We start from the raw sequence: 21898 nt of genomic DNA, 5'->3' as shown, positions 1-21898 counted from the left end.
CAAGCGCCTCCACAGCTACAACGGCTATGAAACACCGGTAGCCATGGAGGAAAAGCTCAAGATAGCGGCATGAACCTTAACCGGTGTCCAAAATTACTTGACCAGTTCACCGAAGCTCCTGACTAAGGGCATTAGGCTCAGGGCTTGCTGAACCGGTAGAACAGGTTCGGTTCGCTGACCACGTACAGGTTGCCGGCGCTGTCCATGGTCATGCCTTCGGGCTGCGGTGCATCACGGCCAAGACCGCCGAGCCCGGCGCGCAGCGAGCGAATGCTGACGAAGCGGCCGTTGCCATCGAGTTCGGTGATGTTCTTCGACTGGTCGCTGAGCAGCAGCAGGTGGCCGGTGCGCGGGTCGTAGTAGCCGTCGGACAGGTCGGTGGCGTACACACTGCGCGTAACCCAGTCGCGCCGGTCGCTGACGGTCAGTTGCAACGGGCCGCCACTGAGCGCGGTGAGCATGCCTGTCACGGTGAACAGCTGCCGTGGGGTACGCTCCTTGATGGCGAACAGGCGGTCGTGTTGGCGGTCGTATGCCACCCCTTCAAAGCCCTTGTTGTGGTGGGTCGGGTTGATATCGAGAGTAATCCACTGGGCCTGGCTGGCGAGGATCGGTTGCGGGTGGTCGGGCAGGGTAATCACGTCCAGCCGTTGCAGCTGCTCGTCACTGATGGCCAGGCGGCCATTGCCCAGGTATGCCAGGCCCTCGGTGTCCTCGAAGTCCACCAGCGGGTAGCGCGCCAGGATGTCACCGCCCTTGCTCAGTTCGAGCAGCTCCATCGGGGCACCATTGGTAATTGCCAGCAGCCGGTCGCGGTCATAGTCAAAGGTGATGCTGGAAAGGTTGTTCAGGCTTGGCTCCACCACCTTGGCATCAACCGTTACCTGGAAGGCCGGTAGCCAGATGTTCTGGCCCGGTGCCGTGTCGCCGGTCCAGCGGTTGCTCAGGTGCGCGAAGATCTGTTGGGGCCAGAACGAGCGGGCAGCTTCGACGCCCACGAAGGCCATGGCCAGCAGCACGGCTACAACGCTGATCTGACCACGGCGGTTCAAGCGCCGCAAATAATGCCGGCTCGGAGTAGGCAGGGTCTGGGTAGTCATTGTGCGGGAGCCTGTGCGGCGGTTTTCAAGGTCCCGGGCGTGTTCGCCCAGGCGAAGTGGTAGACCTGGCCCGGTGCTGCGGGCTGGCATTGGCCATTGTCGGCATCGGCACCGACCACGTACCACTCGGCACGTGAGGTGTTACCCAGCTTGCGCGCCTTGTCGGCACTGAAGCAGCGGCCCAGCTCCGTTGCCGGAATCAGGGCAAAGGCCGTGGGGTTATGGCGTAACCAGTAAGCAGCCGCATCGGCTTTGGATTGGCCGGTGAAGCCGAAGTGGACAATCGGCTGGCGGGCAAACAGCCAGTGGCCCTCGCGCCAATTCACCAGTACCAGCTCGGCGCCGCCGGTGACGCGCGCGGTTTCGGCCATCAGTGTCTCGTGAGGGTTGCGGCCTTCCTTGATGGGCTCGACGAAACCACGCGCGAACCACAGGCAGAACCACACCACGGCCACGGCGACGAATACCTTGCGCCTGGCCGGCCGGTGCAGGAAGCAACGCTTGAGCAGCCATGGCACCAGTGGGGCGATGGCCAGCACCAGGCCGGGCAATGCCGGGAAGATGTACAGCTTGCGCTTGCCACTGCTGAGGCTGAAGAACAGCAGTACCAGGGCCACCCAGCCGAGCAGCAGCAGGATGCGCCCGTCACGTTTCTGCAGTTGCCTGCGCCACGCCGGCACCAGCCATGGCAAGGCCAGGATCAACGGCATCCAGTACTTGGGGATGACCTTGACGAAGAAGTACCAGAACGGTTCGCGGTGGTCCCAGGCGTTAGCATAGCGGCTGGCGGTCTGGCGCAGCAGGATCTCCTTCAGATAGGCCAGCTCGGCCGCGCCACCGCCTTGGGCGATCGATACTAGCAGCGGCACTAACCATACCGCACAGCCAGCCAGCAACCACACCAGCCCCAGGCTCCAGCGCCAACCCTGGCCGGGCATGGCCACCACCCCGTGCCAGCGCTGACGCACCGCCCAGGCATAGGGCAGCAGCATCAGCGCCGGGACAAAGCCCACGCCCTTGCTGATGATGCCCAGGCCCATGGCCGCGCAGGCCAGGTAGAACCAGCCCCAGGCTGGCCCTAGCAGCAGGTGACGGACCAAGCCATAGAAACCCAATGCCACCCACAGGCACAGGTAACTGTCGATCTGGCCGGTGCGCAGGATGCTATAGCTCTGGTAGGTGGCCAGGAACAGCAAGGCGGCAATCACGCCGATGGGCCGGTTCCACAGGCGCCGCCCCAGGTCATGCAGCACCCAGGTGATAGTCGCCGCCGACAACAGCCCTGGCAGGTACAGGGCGACCTTGGGCGAGCCGGTCAGGTAGCTGAACAGGGCCACGGTCCACATGAACAGTGGCGGTTTGTCGCCGTAGATTTCCGCGGCGCGATGGGGGATGAACCAATTGCCGCTCTGCAGCATTTCCAGCGCGACACCGAGGAAGCGTTCTTCATCGACGTTGATCGGCTGGCGCCAGCCGATACCAGCACCCACCAACAGCAGGGCAAGGGCAACCAGGGCCAGGCGCTCGGCCCCTAGGGTCTTGAACCTTGGCAAGGGCTATTCCTTCTGCTCTTTGTAACGGGCGATCAACTGCAGGTTACGCAGGTAGACCAGCAGGCCGAACGACTGGCCAATGATGAACACCGGGTCTTTACGGTAGATGGCGTAGACCAGCAGCAAGGCGCTGCCAAGCATGCTCAGGTACCAGAAGCCCACCGGGATCACGCTGCGGCGCTTGAATTCGCTGTACAGCCACTGCAGCACAAAGCGGCCGGTGAACACGGCCTGGCCGGCGAAGCCGACGATCAGCCAGAGGGTTTCGCGGGTCATCCTTCGAGCTCCTGTGGGCGGGTGTCGAGGCGCGTGCGGCGGATCAGCCACCAGACCCCGAACAGGTCGAGAATGCCGACCAGCGCACGGTCCAGGTTGCCGTACTTGGATACCCCGGCGTGGCGCGGGCGGTGGTTGACCGGGTGCACCAGCATGCGGCCGTTGTGGCGCAGGATCAGCGCCGGAATGAAACGGTGCATGTGGTCGAAGTAGGGCAGGCGCAGGAAGGCGGCGCGCTCGATCAGCTTGAGGCCGCAACCGGTGTCCGGGGTGGCGTCTTTGAGCAGACGGCTGCGCAGGCCGTTGGCAAAGCGCGAGGCCCAGCGCTTGCTGGCAGTGTCGCGGCGGTTGACGCGGTGCCCGGCCACCAGCTGGATGCCGCCAGCAAGGTCTTCACTGCCGCGCACCAGGGCGAGCATGCCGGGAATGTCGGCCGGGTCGTTCTGCCCGTCGCCGTCCAGGGTGGCCAGCCAGCGGCCGCGAGCGGCCTGGGCGGCGTGCCAGATCGAGGTGCTCTGGCCCAGCGAGCGATCATGGCGCAGGATGCGCAACTGCGTGAAACCCTGTTGCTGCATTTGCTGCAGCACGGTCAGGGTGCGGTCGCTGCTGCCATCGTCGACCACCAGTACTTCGTAGTGTTCATCGGCCAGCGCCGTGCGAATTTCCGCCAGCAGTGCCGGCAGGTTGTCGACCTCATTCTTGGCGGGGATCAGTACCGAGAGGTCAAGTGGATCTGTCATTGAGGCTACCTGTGTTCTTGTAGTGATTGCGTGGTTCAAAGCCGATAGAAGTCCCGGTACCAGCCAACGAAGGCGGCAACGCCGTGTACCAGTGGCGTGCTTGGCGAAAAGTCGATCCAGCGTGCTAGCGAGCTCACATCTGCCCAGGTTTCCAGCACGTCGCCTGCCTGCAACGGCAGGTAGTCGCGCCGGGCCTGTATGCCCAAGGCATCCTCCAGGCACTCGACGAACTCCAGCAGGCGCACCGGCTGGCCGCAGCCAATGTTGAACAGCTGGCAGGGCGCTTGCCCGGCGTCAGGCTGTGGTGGCTTCAGGCGCAGGCGCTGGATGCTTTCGACGATGTCATCGATGTAGGTGAAATCGCGTGCCATCTGGCCGTGGTTGTAAACCTCGATGGGGCGGCCTTCGAGCATTGCCTTGGTGAACTTGAAAAGTGCCATGTCGGGTCGGCCCCACGGGCCATACACGGTGAAGAAGCGCAAGCCGGTGACCGGCAGCTGGTACAGGTGCGCGTAGCTGTGCGCCATCAGTTCGTTGGCGCGCTTGCTTGCGGCATATAGCGAAACCGGCTGATCGACTGGGTCATCGACGCTGAACGGCTGCTTGGTGTTGGCGCCGTACACCGAACTGCTGGAGGCGTAGATCAGGTGGCGCGGTGGCTGCTGGCGGCAGGCCTCAAGCAGGTTGAGAAAGCCCACCAGGTTGGACTGGCCGTAGGCGCCGGGGTTGTCCAGCGAGTAGCGCACCCCGGCCTGCGCAGCCAGGTGGATCACTTCGCTGAACGCCTGACCGGCAAACAGCTGTTGCAGATCGGCCGCGTTGGCGATGTCGAGAGTCTGGAAGCGGAAGTTGGGGTAGGCGAACAATTGCTGCAGGCGCGCCAGTTTCAGCTCGACGCTGTAGTAAGCATTGAGGTTGTCGATACCCACTACCTCGATGCCCGCTTCGCACAGGCGGCGGGCGAGGTGAAAACCGATGAAGCCGGCTGCGCCGGTGATCAGTACGGGCATGGCGGCTGCACCTGGCCACGGCCGATGCCGTAGTAAGTAAGGCCGGCGGCGACCATGTGCTCGGGCTCGAACAGGTTGCGGCCGTCGAACACCACGCGGTCGGCCAGCTGCTGCGGTACCTTGTCCAGGTTCAGCACCCGGTAGTCCTGCCACTCGGTGACGATCACCAGAGCATCGGCACCAAGCAGGGCGTCGTCCTTGCACGGCACCAGCTTCAGGTCCGGGCGTGCCCCATAGTGCCGCTGGATTTCCTCCATGGCCTGCGGGTCATGGGCCTGGACGCTGGCGCCAGCGGCCCACAGCGCTTCTAGCAGGACCCGGCTGGAGGCTTCGCGGATGTCATTGGTGTTGGGTTTGAACGACAGCCCCCACAGCGCGAAGACCTTGCCACGCACACCACCTGGGTAGTGACGCTTGATCTTGTTGAACAGCCGGTTCTTCTGGCGCTCGTTGACCGACTCCACAGCACGCAGCAGTTGCGGTTCGAAGCCTTCGGCCTCGGCACTCCTGCGCAGCGCCTGCAAGTCCTTGGGGAAGCACGAGCCGCCAAAGCCGCAGCCGGCGTAAATGAAGTCGTAGCCGATGCGCGGGTCCGAACCGATGCCACGGCGCACCATCTCGATATCGGCGCCCAGGTGTTCGGCCAGGTTGGCGATTTCGTTGATGAAGGAGATCTTGGTCGCCAGCATGCAGTTGGCGGCGTACTTGGTCAGCTCGGCGCTGCGGGCGTCCATGATCATGAGTTTTTCGCGGTTGCGGCTGAACGGCAGGTACAGCTCGCGCAGCAACTCGATTTCGGCTGGCGCGGCACCGCCGATGATGATGCGCTCCGGGCGCATACAGTCATCCAGGGCCGAACCCTCCTTGAGAAACTCCGGGTTGCTGATCACCTGGAAGCGTTCGGTATCGGCCACGGCCTGAGCGATACGGGCCTTGATGCGGTCCACCGTGCCAACCGGTGAGGTGGATTTGTTGACGATGACCTTGGGTTCATCGGCGTGTTCGAGAATGCTGTCGACCACGGCGAACACGTGCCGCATGTCGGCGCTGCCATCGGCCTGCGGCGGGGTGCCGACGGCGATGAACTGCAGCCTGGCGTATTTGGTAGCCTCCCTGGCATCGGTGGTGAAGCGCAGGCGACCGCAGGCCAGGTTCTTCTCCAGCATCGGCGCAAGGCCAGGCTCGAAGATCGGGCAATGGCCTTCATTGAGCCTGGCGACCCGCTCGGCGTCGACATCCATGCACAACACCGAATGCCCCACCTGGGCCAGACACACTGCCTGGGTGAGACCGACATAGCCGGTACCGAAAACCGTGACCTTCATTTAACAGCTCCTTGATAAGAAAGCTGAAAAAAAATGTCACATCGTTGTTTAGAAATTGTTACCTGTTAGATGATTTCATGGGCTATGTAGCCGGGATCCCATTTCGCCCAACCAGAGCATCTAGACTTACAGACAGCTCGCAATCATGCGTTGTACGGCGAGCCCAAACCCTTGAACCGACCACCGCCTCCCCGGAGCGGATGTCTCTCGCTGGCGATGGCCTTCTTGCAGAGGAGGGCAGGTCATGGACGAGGCAAGGCTTCACGATTTCATGGGCAAACTGGTGGGTGACATGGGTGCGGCAGCAACCCTGGCCAACGTCATCCTCGGTGATGAGCTGGGGCTGTACCGGGCCATGGCCGACAGCCAGCCGACCACCCCCGAGGCACTGGCGGCGAAGACCGGCTGCCACCCACGCTTGGTGCGTGAGTGGCTCAACGCCCAGGCGGCATCGGGCTACATGGTGCATGACAAAGGCAACTTCGTGCTGCCCGAGGAGCAGGCCATGGCCCTGGCGCTGGAGGATTCGCCCGCTTACATGGCCGGTGGCGCGGCAGTGATCGCTGCGCTGTTTCACGACAAGGACAAGCTGGTGGCGGCCATGCGTGGGGACGGAGGGCTGGCCTGGGGCGACCATCATCCGTGCATGTTCAGTGGCACTGAGCGCTTTTTCCGGCCGGGTTACCGCACCTTCCTGGTGGCCGACTGGTTGCCGGCGCTCGAGGGTGTGGTGGGCAAGTTGCAGGCTGGCGCCAAAGTGGCGGATGTTGGTTGTGGGCACGGTGCTTCGACCCTGGTCCTGGCCCAGGCGTTTCCGGCGTCTACGTTCACGGGCTACGACTACCACGCACCGTCCATTGCCACTGCCAACGAGCGTGCGCGTGAGGCAGGGCTGGAAGGGCGAGTGAGCTTCCAGCAGGCCAGCGCCAAGGACTACCCGGGGCATGACCATGACCTGGTGTGCTTCTTCGATTGCCTGCACGACATGGGTGACCCGGTGGGGGCTGCGAAGCACGCCTATCGCGCCTTGAAGGCCGACGGCACGGTGATGCTGGTGGAGCCTTACGCCGAGGATTCGCTGGAGGGTAACCTGACACCGGTTGGCCGGTTGTTCTATGCGGCGTCGACGTTTATCTGCACGCCAAATTCATTGTCGCAGGAGGTAGGGCTGGGGTTGGGCGCGCAGGCTGGCGAGGCGCGCTTGCGGGCGGTGTTCGAAGAAGCGGGGTTCAGCCGCTTCCGGCGGGCGACGCAGACGCCGTTCAACCTGATTCTGGAAGCCCGGAAGTAGAGGTTAGCCTGTACCGGCCGCTCCCACAGGTAATGTGCTTGCATCAGGCCTGTGGGAGCGGGCGTGCCCGCGAAGAGGTCGGGCCTGTAAATGCAGAAGGGGCGCCATGTTGGCGCCCCTTCTGTGTTACTGCTTAGGCTTCAGCGTCCCAGGGACGATCACCTTTTTCATCTTTGACGCGGGTCGGCAGGCCCATCACATCCAGCGCCTTGAGGAACGGCTCGGCTGGCAGCTCCTCGACGTTGACCATGCGCTTGGCATCCCACTCACCACGGGCAACCAGCAGGGCAGCGGCCACTGGCGGTACACCGGCGGTGTAGGAAATGCCCTGGCTGTCGGTCTCGGCGTAGGCTTCTTCGTGGTCGGCCACGTTGTAGATGAACACTTCGCGCGGCTGGCCATCCTTGGTGCCCTTGACCAGGTCGCCGATGCAGGTCTTGCCGGTGTAGCCCGGGGCCAGCGAGGCTGGATCCGGCAGCACGGCCTTGACCACTTTCAGCGGTACCACTTCCAGGCCTTCGGCGGTTTTCACCGGTTGCTCGCTGAGCAGGCCCAGGTTCTTCAGCACGGTGAACACATTGATGTAGTGCTCGCCGAAGCTCATCCAGAAACGCACGTTCGGCACGTTGAGGTTCTTCGAAATCGAGTGAACTTCATCGTGGCCGGTCAGGTACAGGTTTTGCGAGCCTACCACTGGCAGGTCGTCGGTACGCTTGACCTCGAACATGGTGTTGCTGGTCCACTGGCTGTTCTGCCAGCTCCACACTTGCCCGGTAAACTCGCGGAAGTTGATTTCCGGGTCGAAGTTGGTGGCAAAGTACTTGCCATGCGAACCGGCATTGACGTCGAGAATGTCGATCGAATCAATGCTGTCGAAATACTGCTGCTGCGCAAGCTTGGCGTAGCTGTTCACCACACCCGGGTCGAAACCGACGCCGAGAATGGCGGTAATGTTCTTTGCTTGGCACTCTTCGAGGTGTTTCCACTCGTAGTTGCCGTACCACGGCGGGGTCTCGCAGATCTTGCCCGGCTCTTCGTGGATGGCGGTGTCCAGGTAGGCGACACCGGTATCGATGCAGGCACGCAGCACCGACATGTTGAGGAAGGCGGAACCTACGTTGATCACGATCTGCGATTCGGTCTCGCGGATCAGCGCCTTGGTTGCCTCGACATCGAGGGCGTTGAGCGAGAAGGCCTGGATGTCGGCGGGTACCTTGAGGCTACCCTTGGCCTTGACGCTGTCGATGATGGCCTGGCATTTGGAGATGTTCCGTGACGCGATAGCGATACGACCCAGTTCGTCGTTATGCTGCGCGCACTTGTGGGCCACCACCTTGGCGACACCTCCTGCACCAATGATAAGAACGTTCTTCTTCAATTTACCTTTTGCTCCTTACTTGGAAAGCCAGTCTTACGACAGGCTGGAAACGTAGTCTTCGAAACCGAACTCGCGGACAACTTCGACGCTGCCGTCGAGTTGCTTGACCACGATGGAAGGCATCTTCAGACCGTTGAACCAGTTTTTCTTGACCATGGTGTAACCCGCCGTGTCGATGAACGACAGGCGATCGCCAATGGCCAACGGACGATCGAATTGGTACTCGCCGAAGATGTCGCCGGCCAGGCACGACTTGCCGCAGACCATGTAGGTGTGCTCGCCGTCGTTGGGGGCCATCTTGGCGTTGAGGCGGTAGATCAGCAGGTCGAGCAGGTGCGCTTCGATCGAGCTGTCGACCACGGCCAGGTGCTTGCCGTTGTACAGGGTGTCGAGCACGGTCACTTCCAGCGAGGCGCTGTTGGTGATGGCGGCTTCGCCCGGCTCCAGGTACACCTGCACGCCGTACGTTTCCGAGAAGGCTTTGAGGCGCGCGCAGAAGGCGTCTACCGCATAGTCTTCACCGGTGAAGTGGATACCACCACCCAGGCTGACCCACTCGACCTTGTGCAACAGGTGGCCGAAGCGCTCTTCGATGTGCGTGAGCATCTTGTCGAACAGGCCGAAGTCGCCGTTCTCGCAGTTGTTGTGGAACATGAAACCAGAGATCTGCTCGATCACCTTTTCGATCTTTTCCGGGTCCCATTCGCCCAGGCGGCTGAACGGGCGGGCCGGGTCGGCCAGCAGGTAGTCGGAGCTGCTGACCTGCGGGTTGACGCGCAGGCCGCGGACTTTACCTTCGGACTGTTCGGCAAAGCGCTGCAGCTGGCCGATCGAGTTGAAGATGATCTTGTCGCAGTTCTCGAGCATTTCCTCGACCTCGTCGTCGGCCCAGGCCACGCTGTAGGCGTGGGTTTCGCCGGCGAACTTCTGGCGGCCGAGCTTGAGCTCGAAGAGGGACGACGAAGTGGTGCCGTCCATGTACTGCTGCATCAGGTCGAACACCGACCAGGTGGCGAAGCACTTGAGGGCGAGCAGCGCCTTGGCACCGGAGTGTTCACGCACGTAGGCGATCTTCTCCATGTTGCTGAGCAGCTTGGTTTTATCGATGAGGTAATACGGCGTCTTGATCATTTAAAGGCCCCCGGCCAGGCCGGCCAAAAAAAAGACACGCATTGTGCCTTCACTTGCCGCAGACCGAAAGGGCACAAGGCGTTTTTCGTCTGCGTTGGTGCAGTTACCGGTTAAATTTTCCGGCTGTGCTGGGGCTAGTAGTACAGAGAGAAGGGAACAGTCTGATGACAACCTGACCAATGGCAGGGTCGGATCATCCATGATGCGTTGCCCGTGTCGGCCCTTTCGCGGGTTTACCAGCGAATGGGCCGGCACAGCCAGCATCAGTCGACCTGCTTCAACCAGGCCTGAATCTGTTCCAGAGTCGCGGTAGCTCCACCACAAACGACCACCAGCACGTTTTGATAGCTGGCCAGGACATTGTCGCCATAAGCCAACGCCAATGCCGCCCCACAGGCCGGCTCCACCAGCACCCGATGGTCCAGCAGGAACCGCTCGCAGGCTTCCAGCGCCGCACGGTCACTGACCAGGTGGCTATGCACGGGATGCTGCTGCACGCTCACCAGTGCCTGATCAGCCACACGTTTTGCCCCCAGTGACGTCGCCACCGAGGTGATGCGCTCCAGCTCCACCGAGTGTCCCGCCTGCATGGCCGCATGCAGCGACGCTGCGCCGGTGGTCTCCACCGCCAGCACCGGCACATCACCCCAGCCATGGCGTTGCAGCCCCTCGACCACGCCGCTGAGCAAGCCACCACCACCCACCGACAGCACCACCGCGTCTGGTTTCAGGTCGGTCTCGGCCACTTCATCCACCAGGCTGGCATGCCCGGTCCACAGCAGCGGGTCGTCGAACGGGTGAACAAAGGCGTCGTTGGGGCCTACCAAGGTCTGGGCCAGTTCGTTGGCCTCTTGCCAGGAGCTGCCGTGCACTACCACCTTGGCGTCTTCCAGGCGCAGCAGTTCCTTGGCCCGCTCGGTGGTAGTCTCGGGCACCACCACGGTCACCGGCACACCCAGCTTGCGCCCGGCATAGGCCACCGCCAGGCCGGCGTTGCCCCCGGAGGAGGACACGAAATGTTGTGCGCCACGGGCTTGGTGCACTTCGCAGGCATGGCCCACGCCGCGCAGCTTGAACGAGCCGCTGGGCTGCAGGGCATCGAGCTTGAGCCAGATGTTACGGCCGGCGGCCAGCGACAACGGGCGCGATTCGATCAGGGGCGTGTGGATATGCAACGTCATTGGCTGGCTCCGCGTAAATGCTCGAGGTAGTTGTAAATGGTGTAGCGGGTCACGCCGAGGGCGCTGGCGGCCTTTTCCACGCCGCCCTTGACGATGAACAGGCCGCGCTCCTGCATCACCCGCACGGCCTCGACCTTGGCCTGCTTGTTCATCCGCCCCTGGCCACTGCGCTGCAGCGAGGCCTGAATGATCTCGCTCATCAGCAGTTCCATGTCGGCGGGCTCGTTGACTGCAGGTGCGCTGGCACCTAGCGGCTGAAGCTGCTGGAGAAAGCTCATGGCAGCGTCCAGGCCGGTGACGTCGGTATTGACGCAGAGGCTGGCGAACGGTTGGCCGCTGCTGTCGCGGAAGATCGCGGTGGCGCTGCGTAGGGTGCGGCCCTTGAGCGTGGTGGGGTAGTCGGGCAGCACCACGGGTTCGCAGCCATGCTGGTCGGCCGAGGCTTGCATCAGCGCCTTGAAGCCCTGGTCCTGCTCCGGGGCGGCGAGGATCGGGCTGCCGATGCTACGGCCGGAAAGGTGGCCGTTGACGATCGCCACCACGGAATGCTCCGGGCGGTCGAGGTCGTGCAGGAGGATTTCCATGTTGCGCGCGGCAACGCTGCCCAAGGCCTGGATGGCGGCCTTGAGCACGGTCAGGGTGAGCTGGCGTTCTTCGCTAGGGGTAATGGGCATGGCAGATCGCAAAATCAACGTTTTGTGTATTTTTACACAATATGTTGATTTTGGCGATGCTGATAAATTTTTCGTCTGGCTATTCGCGGGTAAACCCGCTCCCACAGGTACCGCAGCGCATTCAAGGGCGGCGCAGTACCTGTGGGAGCGGGTTTACCCGCGAATGGGCCGCAAAGCGGCCCCTGTAAAACTCAGCCCAAGGCTGGAGTGCGCGGCGGGATCATGCGGCGCGAGCCGGTCGCCTCAAAGGCCGCACCAAAGCTCAGCAGCGCATTGTCGCTATAGGCGCGCCCGGCAAAGGTCAGCCCCACCGGCATGCCGATATCGGCCATCACGCCCATCGGCACGGTCACGGTCGGTACGCCCAGATGACGGATCGCCAGGTTGCCGTTGGCCACCCAGATACCGTTGCTCCAGGCGATATCCGCCGATGCCGGGTTGACGTCGGCATCCGCCGGGCCCACGTCGGCCACGGTGGGGAACAGCACCGCGTCCAGGCCCAGTTGGTCCATCCAGTCTTCCAGGTCTTGCTTGCGGGTCTGTTCTAGGCCGCGCAGGCCGTCGGGCAGGGTCTCGATCTGGTCCCAGGTCTTCAGGCCGCGCTTGGCCATGTTGACGTACTCGTCCATGCCGGCAGCCAGGTCGTCCTCACGGTTGGGCAGGGTGCCCGGGTCGTGCGGGAAGATCTGCGGGCCATCAACATCAGCCAGGCGGTTGAGCTTGGGGTCGTTGTTGGCGCGCAGGAAGTCGTCGAAGCCCCAGCCCGACAGCTCCCACAGCTCGTCATGCAGGAATTCCTTGCTGACGATGCCGCGGTTGTACACGGTCGGCGCGCCAGGGCGGTCGCCTTCGCAATTGGATACCAGCGGGAAGTCCACTTCCAGCACTTCGGCACCGGCCGCTTCCAGGGCCTGGCGCGCCTGCTGCCACAGGTCGATCACCGTGGCGCGGGTGTTGATGCGCTGGCCGGTCGGGCCACCGATACCAGGCTTCTCGGAGGTGCCAGCTTCGCTGTCGGCATTGATGTACATACGTGGCACGCCAAAGCGCTTGCCCTTGAGCGAGCTGGCATCCACTGCCAGGTCCAGGTACGAAGCCGGGCGCACCGTCGAGGCAGCCGGGATCGGCACCCAAGGCTGCAGGCGCCACAGGTCGCCGCGCTTGTCAGCGTCATCGGCTACCACCACGTCGAGGATTTCCAGCAGGTCAGCCATGGTGCGCGCATACGGCACCACTACGTCCATGGTCGGCGTCAGCGGCCAGTTGCCGCGCACCGAGATCACCCCACGCGACGGGGTGTAGGCGCACAGGCCATTGTTGGACGCCGGGCCGCGGCCGCTGGACCAGGTTTCTTCGGCCAGGCCGAAGGCACTGAAGCTGGCAGCGGTGGCGGTGCCGGCACCGTTGGACGAGCCCGAGGCGAACGGTGCGGTCAGGTAGCTGGCGTTGTACGGGCTTTCGGCGCGGCCATACACGCCACGCTGCATGCCACCGTTGGCCATGGGCGGCATGTTGGTCTTGCCCAGGCACACGGCGCCAGCGGCGCGCAGGCGCTCGATGGTGAAAGCGTCGCGCTGGGCCACCAGGTCCTTGAAGGCCGGGCTGCCCGATGCAGCGGTCAGGCCCTTGACCAGGTAGCTGTCCTTGGCGGTGTAGGGGATACCATCCAGCGGGCTCAGCACCTGGCCCTTGGCACGGCGGGCGTCGGAGGCTTCGGCTTCTTTCAGCGCCTCAGGGTTGCGCACCACTACGGCGTTCAGTGCGGTGGCAGTATCGGCGCCATCGTAGGCGTCGATACGTGCCAGGTAGGCCTTGACCAACTCGACCGCCGTCGTGCGGCCCGACTCAAGCGCGTCGCGCAGCTCGGCAATGGAAACCTCGGTTACCTCGATCATGCGTTCACCAAAAATTGTGCAGGTGGGGGCTAATGCGAGGAGTGTACAAGAAGGGCTTGACGGGCGCAGGTTTGCGCAGGGGCAAATGGTTTTATGCAGGCTGGCATTGTCGGGGCCTTCTCAGGTACTACGCGGACTCTTGTGGGAGCGGCCTTGCGTCGCGATGGGCTGCAAAGCAGCCCCAGGTTTTCAGCGCAGATGCATAACGGTTCGCCGATTCGGGCGAATGCGAAGGCGCCCTTATTGTCAAGGAGGCTGGAATGGCGGTGGCCGAGCTGGACAATGGGGTTCATGGCTACTCCATTTACTGCAGCAAGATACTGTTGAGCGAAGCCACTACCTCGTTTCTGATAAGGTGCAGCTGGTAACTGAAATAGCTGTACATAGCCGCGATGGTGCCGACAGCTACCAATAGCGGGCTCCACCATGGCCAGTAACGGCGCATGCCCGGTTTGTGTGGAGCTACATGGGCCAATGCATCAGGGAACAGGTCTGGCAGAGGGCCGCGCAGGTCGCGGATGGCTTTGCGCAACTCGGTGATATGGCGTTCAAGCACTTGCTTGCCATCGCGGGCGATGGCGTATTTGCCTTTCAATCCCATGCATAGCACCAGGTACATGAACTCCAGCACGTCCTGATAGCGCTTGGGCTCCTGCATCATGTTGGCCAGCAAGTTGAAGAACCTGTCTCCGCCAGTGGTTTCATCGTGGAACTCACCCAGCAGGGGATGCTGGCTCCAACTGGAGTTGCGGCCCCAAGGTGTGCGCATCACGGTTTCGTCCAGATACAGGCACAGTGCATACGAGTAGGCGGACACCAGCACAGGTTCGTATGAACGCTGGTGCATCTCTTCCACAATGTTGGTGATCTGGGTGTGGACCAGGCGATGCAGCGTTTCGACATCCTCGTACTCATCCAGCGCCTGCAGATTCATGGCCAGCCCGATCAGAGACATGGCCGCATCGCACATGGGGTTCATGAAGCCGGTGCGTAATGAGAAGTCCGGGTCTGCGGGGCCGGGGGGAGTCATGTTCCGGAAAGGTGTATTGACCTTGCCGGGTGCAGGAGAAACGCCGGGCGAATCTGCTTGCTTTTCGAGTTTTGCCAGAAGTAGGTTGCTTTTCATCGTGTAGAGTCTCTCTTCTTTCGTCTCGCTTCAGTAACGCAGAGGCCGCCATATCATTCAGCGGGACGGATTGATAATGCTCGGGTCAAGGCATCAGTTATCCTGTCTGACGCCATTCACGCGGATAACCGGTTTGCGCTTTTCAGCAAAGCCACATAGCACGTCGTTTGCGTGAGGGAAGGCGACGTAAGGGACGTTGTATTGGATCCAGGCCTCTGAACTGTTGAGGCAGGCGTACAAGAGGAATAGCGTTAGCTGGATTGGTATTGTTATAGGTGCCTTGAGCCAGCCGTAAGGTTGGCAAAGCTCTTTTTTGAAGTCGACAAGCCATTGCCCATACGGTTGGATAGCCGCTTCGCGCCGGCTGAGTTTTGCAGTGAGGGGCGGAGGAGCTGGTAGCCCTTCAGGGCCGTATGCCATGAAGTGCTGCAGGTATGCCCAGAGGGTACGTGCTGAACGGCTGCCGTCGATAACGCCCAAATTACCGCAGGCAATGCACAACTCTGTGGGTGGACTCACTGTGTAGTCGATGCCGATAAGGTAGAGCGGGTGGCGAGAAGTGTAGGTGTGTGCCGTGACAATAGGAATAAAACCAGCAATCCCCTCAATCTGATCCCAATCGAAGATAAGCATCTTGTTTGGGGTCTTGGGGGGGATGAAGTAAACCTTACGGGTGATGCGATTGATTCGGACGAAAGCACCGCGACAGCGGTGTGCGCCGCTCGCAAAATAGAAAATCAGCGCAATGCAAGGCAGCATGGGCATTGTAAATAATATGCCTTTCAGGATTTCTGTGTCTATACCTACTATGAGCCCAGTGGATAAGCAGATGACTGGTGAGAGTATTAGTGATACGCCGATGAAGCCAGCGCTTCCCCCTTGTGTGATATTGTAGTAGGTCTCCAATTCAATGCATCTTTCATTAATGTGCCGTACGCCATCTGGCTCAGGGGTGATTGATTTGTGAACGCCATGACGAAGGCGTGAGCCTCCAAGGCGAAGGTTTTTAGGTAAGTATTTTATTTGCATAGTGGTTTCAATGGTTGGTAAAGGTTAAATCTAATTTTTAGTCGGATTCGACCTCTCGGTTGTGCTGATGGCGTTTTTATCGCTTATTGGTTGTCTTGTTTTACTCCATTTATTCTGATGACTGGTTTGCGCTTTTCAGCAAAGCCGCATAGCACGTCATTGTTATGAGGGAAAGTTACATAAGGCACATTATGTTGAACCCAAGCCTCTGAACTGTTGAGGCAGGCAAGCAGAAAAAATAGCGTTAGCCGGATTGGCACTGTAACAGGAGCCCATAGCCAACCGTGCGGTTCGCAAAGCTCCTTTTTGAAATCGCCGAGCCATTCTCGATAGGGTTGGATGGCTGCTTCTCTCCGACTAAGTTTCGTAGCCAGGCTTGGAGGAGGTGGCAAGCCACCAGGGCCATGTGCCATGAAATGCTGCAGATAGGCCCAGAGGGTGCGTGCAGAGCGATTACCATCGATGACCCCGAGGTTGCCGCAGGCAATACACATTTCAGTAGGTGGACTCATTGAATAGTCTATTCCAACCAGGTAAAGCGGATGGCGTGAGGTGTAACCATGTGACGTAACAATAGGAATGAATCCAGCAAAACCTTCTATCTGATCCCAGTCGATGACGTGCATCGTTTGGGGAGTCTTAGGGAAGATGTAATACACCTTGCGGGTTAAGCGGTTAATTCGAATGAAAGTCCCGCGGCAGCGGTGCGCACCGTTGGCAAAATAGAAAACAATCGCGAAGCAAGTTAAAGCTGGGCTCCAGACAAGTATGGCTATAAGCATCTCTCGATCAGGCCAGTAGATGATCGCAAAGACAATAGACATGATTCCAGATATAAGTATTGAAACGCCGATGAAGCCGGCACTGCCGCCCTGAACATGGTTGGCATATGTCTCAAGCTCTATGCACTTTGCGTTGATGCGTCTTACACCATCTGGTTTAGGTGGTAGGTCCTGATGCAGGCCGTGATAAAGTCTGGTGCTTCCGAATAAAAAGTTTCTGGGTATTCGCTTGGTTTTCATAGTCACTCAGGTGCTTTAACAGGTTCAAGTTTGGCTGGGTCAACCGGGTCTGACATGAGGTTGGCAGCTTTAATTTCTAATGGCTCCGGTGCCCCGTGCTGGTGAAAATGAATCTCAGGGTTTTCAAGGTCGGGAATAAACAGATACTCAAATAGAACCTTCGTTGATTGATGCATTTGAATGCTCCAGCCGCTGGGTTTCTCTGCATGATATAGTGGTGTTACGAGGCATTCACTTTCAAAGTCAAATGATCTGGTATGTAAAGTGTGTGCGATTGGTCCATCGACAGACTTGAGGGTTGTCATTTTATTTTTAAAGGAAAGGCGGGTGTCGAATATGCACTGGAAATCGGCTATGGCTGAAGGTAATTGGTACATGATGCGTAGAGTGCCTACGCGGAAACCGGATGTTTGCTGCCAGTCAACAGCGAGTCGGGGGCGATAATACAAACTATGTATTGCGTCGAGTTCCTGCTGGTTAGTGTATCGCCTACGGTGATTTCCCCAAGCACTGTGCTTTAGCCAAATATCAACAGGTCCGTGCTTTGCGATGTCTACGCCTGCCATGAAAGCAATTCCTATACCGAGGGCAATGAGTGCAATTACCGACCATCCCAGTGGTGTCAGTCCCAGTACGGCAACCTTGGCGCCTATTGCCATGCTTGCTGCCGCCGCTGTACCGCCACCCCACGTAGCTAGAGAAATGACTCCCCCAGCGAGGGCCGATCCAAAGTACAGGGCCGCTTGTTCGGGGTTTTGGTCTCGAAAAGCGAAGAAGCTCCTCAACCCATCGGCAACAGATGCAATGCCAGCTCCTCCCGCGCTAAAAGCAGCAACTCCAACTCTCGTTGATATGATCCTCATTCCTATCGCTGAAGTTGAATTTCCTTTCGCTTGATGGCCTAAGGCTGCTGCAATAGCTGAAATTTCGATAGTTGCTCCGATGAATGTAGTGGTTGCACCTGCCAGATCGGCATAGCTCAGTAATTTGTTGCCACTATTCTGTGTTTTTCTTAATGAGCTGGTGAAGTTTACAATGGCTAAGTATGCTCCGAGGCCTGCTAGCATTGGCCCTATGCTGGTACTAAGCACGGATTGCATACCGGAGAAAATATTTCTTCCGTTCTGAAGTGGTTGCGTCGCATGAGGGGGCGATTTGGAGTTGTATACTCTCTCGAAGGTTGTCTCTCCAACTTTCACCCACTCATAGATATTCACACGAACCGAAAAGTCCACTTGGCCAACTTTGATCTCCGGCAGTTTCCAAGTTTTCAGATACTCACTGCCAGGCGCCTGATGTAACTGAAACTCCCGCGCCTGCCGCATCAGTTCGGCAAGACTGATCTCATGCATGACAATCGTCGCATTGAAACGAATCTCCACCACATGCCGTAACCGCCGCACCAGTACATCCGCCGGGTGAGAGGCCGGCAGTGCCTGCAGCAGCCCGAGCAAGGCATTGGTTGCAGGCGTGGCGGCGTACTCTTCGAGGTAATTGTCCAACACCGAAAGCACACCTTTGGCGATGTCACCCGTCTTGTCCTTGATGCGGCTGGCCAAGACCTGGCTACCATTGCTCATGGCAAGCCAGAACGGGCTGTGCTCGGGCGGCATCATCACCACCTGTTGCAGCAGCTGCTGCCCCTCGCTTGAGTGCACCAGCCCTCCTATGCAGTCGAACACCACTTCTTCATAGGCATCGGCAACGGCCTTCACCTTCAGGTCGAAGCTGCTGAGGGCCAGGCTCAACAGGTGCTCGGTCCCAACGTGTTGCACCCAAGCGACAATGTCTTTGACCTGCTGCCCGATGGCGCTATCGAGCTTCGCCAGCTCCTTGGCATATAGGTCTGGGAAGCGCATGGCGCCGTCGTAGTCCAGCAGCTTGCGCTGGCGGGTGAGGGTGCTGGCCGTCTCGGCGCTGTGCTTGGCCGCTTCATCTGCGGCCTTGAAGTAGCCAGCAATGAACTTGGCGCTCTGTAGGCGATGAGCATGCTGCCCGGCGTAGCGGGTTTTTTTCTCGACGCTAAGGGTGACCAGGTGATGCAGCTCGCTGACCACGCCAATCGGGTCGTGTAGCGCCACGGCCAGTGGGCTGACGCCTGGCCGTGGGCCCAGGTGGCGTACCAAGTTGTTAAGCGATTGGCCATAGCGTGCTGCAAAGTCCGGTCGCCTCGATGCGCCGGCAAAAGCGGGGAAGATGCCGGTGGTGCCGGTGTTATTCAGTTCGGTTACGGCATTGCCGACAAAGGCGGCATCGAACACATGCGGCTGCATGGGCAGCTCCGCCGGTTTTACCTTGCTCGCGAGCTTGCTGCGCAGGCCGCCCTGGTCCTGTTCGATCTGCCACAGCACGGCATGGCTGAGCAGGGCTTCGCTGATCAGCAAGTAGACCGTGTCTGCAATACTCGTTTCAGGGGCCAACACTGTGTGGCTGGCGCGCACCACATCGGGCCTGGCGTGGCTGCCGGGGGTGTCGCTGTTGTAATCGTCGTTGGTCCACCACAGGTGGGCAAAGCGGACGTCTTCGGTGACCTGATAGTGGCGGGTCTTCATCCGCCCGTGCTGGAAGTAGAACAGGTACACATAGCTGCCAGGGCGCAGCAGCCTCAGGCCATATGCCTTGGCGGTTTGCAGGGGCGGGTAGTGGTCGATATCCAGCGTCTGGAAGATTTCCCGGTCCAGCGGTTGGTCGGCGATGCCGTAGCGCACGGGGTACAAGGGGATGCCGCGCTCACAGGGCGGCGGGGCAATGGCCTGGCCGACCCTGGGGGCGCTGGGGTGGTCGGGTTGGATCGCGCGTTTATAGGTGCTGGTCATTTTGCGTTTCTCGACTGTATGGGGGTGGAGATCTCTAGGAGGCGGTCATTGATCTCCATCAGCCGTTGGCGTCCCTGGATTGCGGTATAGAGCAACAGGTTGTAGATGGCGTGATCCTTTACGAACGGCTCTTCTGGAAAGAACAGGCGCAGTTGCATGTAGTAGCTGCGGTCATCTTCGAGCTGGAACCCGCAATAGCTGGCTTCCTTGTCGTAGTCGGCGAGCTGGCGGTGCAGCGCCACAGGCTCGATTTGTGCACCCAAGGTCTGTAAGTGCTGACTCAGCTGATGGCGTGCGTGCCGCATGAACCAGGCGTGGGCGGCGCTGCCAAGGGCAGCTTCATCTGTGCTGGTGAGGGCATGGGGCGAGGTTTCTGCTTGAACGAAGTCAGGGTCGTCTTCGATCGCCAGCTGCAGCCAGCAGTCGCGCTCTAGCCCGCTGTGCCAGATTATCCGCTGGACAGGGCTGAACAGGTGGCGCAAATACGGCTGTTCAAGCGCTTCGCCCAGCTCTTCAAGCTTGCGCAGGCTTTGCCACTGGAAGGCGAGTGTGTTGCCGTCGGCTGCTTTTAGTTGCCCGATACGTTGCAGTGGGCCCACAAGCGCGGATGGATCACTCGGGCCAAACAGGATCAGGCCCGCCTGCTGTGGCCCCCACGTATCGAGAAACTGCGCCAGCAGCGCTGGGTTGGCACGCGCCAGAAGCGGACCTGCCTGATAACCGGGTAGGCCATACTCGTCGGCGGTTCCGCGCCATACCCAGTGGTGCTCCCCCGGTGCTGACAAGGGGCGGATGGCGTCTGCCAGTAAAGGTATATGCTCCCCATTGAGTAACAGCCAGGCATGCCCCGGTTGTTGCAGCGGCCAGCTCGGTTCAGGCACGACAGTTACGCATTGGCGGGGCCAGCCCGCTGCGATGTAGGCTTCATCCATCATGCGCTTGCCTTGTTGCAAGGGCAGGGCACACGTGTACAACGCCCGTCACTGCGCATGCCGCACACTTGGTCCAGGCCGGTGCCCTGAACAGGCGCGCCGGATGCAAGGTGGCTGTTGCCAGCACCAGCAGCCTGCATATCCATGGGGGCCTCGATGTGCAGCGCCACGCCTTTTAGCGTTATGCCGCTCTCGTTGATCAGGATCGTGCCGCCTGCACCTTCAAGCACAATTTCGTCCTGCACCCGCAGCGCGAAACGCATGGCGTGCTGCTGGATTTCCTGCCCGGCAACCAGATGCAGGTGGCCTTGAATTTTCTGCTCCTGGTGCCCGCCAACCTCAAGCGTGTGATTCACCGCTGTCTTATCGATGCGATGGTTAACGACCTCCAGGATGTGGTCTTTCCCGATGGTGGTTATCCGGTTGCGCCTGGCATCGAAAAATGCGTCCTGGCCAATGCTGACCCGTTCATCGTTGCCGACGGTTTCACTACGGTCATTTCCGATGGCGATGGTTTCGTCATGCCCGACTTGCTCACTGCGGTTGTTACCGATCTGGGTAGCCTGGTCGTGCTTGACGATATTGTTCTGGTCCCGCTCGGCATGGATAAACACCTCCTGGCGGCCCAACTCGTCCTCGAAACGCAGCTCGTTGAAACCATCGCCCTTGTGGGTCTGGCTCTTGATGGTCATGCGCGTCTTGTGTTCGGGCAGGTCGTAAGGCGGTAGCTGATCGCCGCAGTAGGTGCGCCCGGTGATCATCGGCTGGTCGGGGTCGGCGTTGACGTACTGGATGATCACGTCCTGGCCTATCCGTGGAATCGCCATCGAGCCCCAGCTGCCGCCGGCCCAGCCTTGCGACACCCGTACCCAGCAGGAACTGAATTCGTTGTTGTTGCTTTCCCGGTCCCAAGGGAAGCTGACCTTGACCCGGCCCCACTCGTCGCAATAGATCTCCTCGCCGGGCGGGCCGACCACGGTGGCCATGTGCGGGCCGTCGATGCGTGGTTTGGCCAACGGTGCGGGGCGCCATTCACCTCTGCCGGGCACCAGTACGGCTTCCTGTTTGTAGCGCGTGCCTTGCTCGGCGCCGGCGGCCTCTTCCTGCAGGCTGGTGAACTGGACGCCTTCGTGGTGCACGCTGATCGTGCGCCAGTGCACGTTGAGGTCTTCACGCGGGTGTTCGATGAGGGTGAAGCTCAGCCCCGGTTGCAGGCGGACATCGTCGCCTTCCACTTCAGCAATGCGCGCATCGTGGCGCAGGGCCGTGAGGCGGGTGGCGGTGAACGGGACTCCGACCGCATCCCGTTTGTAGCGCCCGGGGTAGTCGAAGCGCTCATAGTTCTGCGACTGGTGGGTGATGTTGCCGTCAGTCGCGCGGTGTTCCTGGCGGTATTGCGGGTTGGTGAAGGTGTAGTCC

At 60.4% G+C, this 21898-nt stretch carries 18 protein-coding genes; 1 reads left to right on the top strand and 17 read right to left on the bottom strand.

Annotated elements, in window-relative coordinates:
• Positions 1-137: 137 nt before the first annotated feature.
• Genes ABE456_RS24205 through ABE456_RS24180 form a run of 6 tightly spaced genes read right to left on the bottom strand, consistent with a single transcriptional unit; the run spans position 138 to position 6004 of the window.
• The gene (locus tag ABE456_RS24205) at positions 138-1100 is read right to left on the bottom strand and encodes an SdiA-regulated domain-containing protein (RefSeq protein WP_346646185.1); all 963 of its coding nucleotides are present in this window, start codon (positions 1098-1100) and stop codon (positions 138-140) included.
• Positions 1097-2653 carry a glycosyltransferase family 39 protein gene (locus ABE456_RS24200; RefSeq protein ID WP_346646184.1) on the bottom strand — a complete coding sequence of 519 codons (1557 nt, stop codon included), beginning with the start codon at positions 2651-2653 and terminating at the stop codon, positions 1097-1099. The genes ABE456_RS24205 and ABE456_RS24200 overlap by 4 nt, the downstream gene beginning before the upstream one ends.
• A gap of 3 nt (positions 2654-2656) precedes the next feature.
• On the bottom strand, positions 2657-2929 hold the full coding sequence (locus ABE456_RS24195; RefSeq protein ID WP_346646183.1) for a lipid-A-disaccharide synthase N-terminal domain-containing protein: 273 nt from the start codon (positions 2927-2929) through the stop codon (positions 2657-2659).
• The gene (locus tag ABE456_RS24190; protein ID WP_346646182.1) at positions 2926-3669 is read right to left on the bottom strand and encodes a glycosyltransferase family 2 protein; all 744 of its coding nucleotides are present in this window, start codon (positions 3667-3669) and stop codon (positions 2926-2928) included. Before ABE456_RS24190 ends, ABE456_RS24195 begins: the two co-directional genes overlap by 4 nt.
• Before the next feature lie 35 nt (positions 3670-3704).
• Entirely contained in the window at positions 3705-4679 is a 975-nt protein-coding gene (locus ABE456_RS24185; protein WP_346646181.1) for an NAD-dependent epimerase, read from the bottom strand.
• Positions 4667-6004 (bottom strand): UDP-glucose/GDP-mannose dehydrogenase family protein, encoded by a 1338-nt coding sequence (locus ABE456_RS24180; RefSeq protein ID WP_346646180.1) that lies wholly within the window; start codon positions 6002-6004, stop codon positions 4667-4669. The genes ABE456_RS24185 and ABE456_RS24180 overlap by 13 nt, the downstream gene beginning before the upstream one ends.
• A gap of 244 nt (positions 6005-6248) precedes the next feature.
• Here ABE456_RS24180 and ABE456_RS24175 point away from each other — a divergent pair, with 244 nt between their 5' ends.
• On the top strand, positions 6249-7295 hold the full coding sequence (locus ABE456_RS24175; protein ID WP_346646179.1) for a class I SAM-dependent methyltransferase: 1047 nt from the start codon (positions 6249-6251) through the stop codon (positions 7293-7295).
• Between the two features lie 133 nt (positions 7296-7428).
• Here ABE456_RS24175 and ABE456_RS24170 read toward each other — a convergent pair whose 3' ends face one another.
• From ABE456_RS24170 to tssI, 11 genes are all read right to left on the bottom strand, one after another.
• A complete protein-coding gene (locus ABE456_RS24170; protein ID WP_003248123.1) occupies positions 7429-8673 on the bottom strand; it encodes a saccharopine dehydrogenase family protein in 1245 nt (414 codons plus the stop codon).
• Between the two features lie 33 nt (positions 8674-8706).
• Complete coding sequence (locus ABE456_RS24165; protein WP_346646178.1) at positions 8707-9804, bottom strand: carboxynorspermidine decarboxylase; 1098 nt, start codon at positions 9802-9804, stop codon at positions 8707-8709.
• Between the two features lie 263 nt (positions 9805-10067).
• Positions 10068-10985: a pyridoxal-phosphate dependent enzyme gene (locus tag ABE456_RS24160; RefSeq protein WP_346646177.1), complete on the bottom strand. Its 918-nt coding sequence runs from the start codon at positions 10983-10985 to the stop codon at positions 10068-10070.
• Positions 10982-11659 (bottom strand): PAS domain-containing protein, encoded by a 678-nt coding sequence (locus ABE456_RS24155; protein WP_346646176.1) that lies wholly within the window; start codon positions 11657-11659, stop codon positions 10982-10984. Before ABE456_RS24155 ends, ABE456_RS24160 begins: the two co-directional genes overlap by 4 nt.
• A 191-nt stretch (positions 11660-11850) precedes the next feature.
• Entirely contained in the window at positions 11851-13554 is a 1704-nt protein-coding gene (locus tag ABE456_RS24150; RefSeq protein ID WP_346646175.1) for an amidase, read from the bottom strand.
• A gap of 304 nt (positions 13555-13858) precedes the next feature.
• Positions 13859-14680 (bottom strand): type IVB secretion system protein IcmH/DotU, encoded by an 822-nt coding sequence (gene icmH / locus ABE456_RS24145; RefSeq protein WP_346646174.1) that lies wholly within the window; start codon positions 14678-14680, stop codon positions 13859-13861.
• A gap of 93 nt (positions 14681-14773) precedes the next feature.
• Positions 14774-15586 (bottom strand): DUF6708 domain-containing protein, encoded by an 813-nt coding sequence (locus ABE456_RS24140; RefSeq protein ID WP_346646173.1) that lies wholly within the window; start codon positions 15584-15586, stop codon positions 14774-14776.
• Positions 15587-15792: 206 nt separating this feature from the next.
• A complete protein-coding gene (locus tag ABE456_RS24135; protein ID WP_346646172.1) occupies positions 15793-16731 on the bottom strand; it encodes a DUF6708 domain-containing protein in 939 nt (312 codons plus the stop codon).
• A gap of 2 nt (positions 16732-16733) precedes the next feature.
• Entirely contained in the window at positions 16734-19547 is a 2814-nt protein-coding gene (locus tag ABE456_RS24130; protein ID WP_346646171.1) for a toxin VasX, read from the bottom strand.
• Positions 19544-20482, bottom strand: a complete 939-nt coding sequence (locus ABE456_RS24125; RefSeq protein WP_346646170.1) for a hypothetical protein — start codon at positions 20480-20482, stop codon at positions 19544-19546. The genes ABE456_RS24130 and ABE456_RS24125 overlap by 4 nt, the downstream gene beginning before the upstream one ends.
• A partial coding sequence (gene tssI / locus ABE456_RS24120; RefSeq protein ID WP_346646169.1) for a type VI secretion system tip protein TssI/VgrG occupies positions 20479-21898 on the bottom strand: 1420 nt, incomplete at its 5' end. The genes tssI and ABE456_RS24125, both read right to left, overlap by 4 nt.

The organism is Pseudomonas sp. TWI929 (assembly GCF_039673335.1).
Classification (GTDB): domain Bacteria; phylum Pseudomonadota; class Gammaproteobacteria; order Pseudomonadales; family Pseudomonadaceae; genus Aquipseudomonas.
This window is presented reverse-complemented; position numbering and strand designations above follow the sequence as displayed.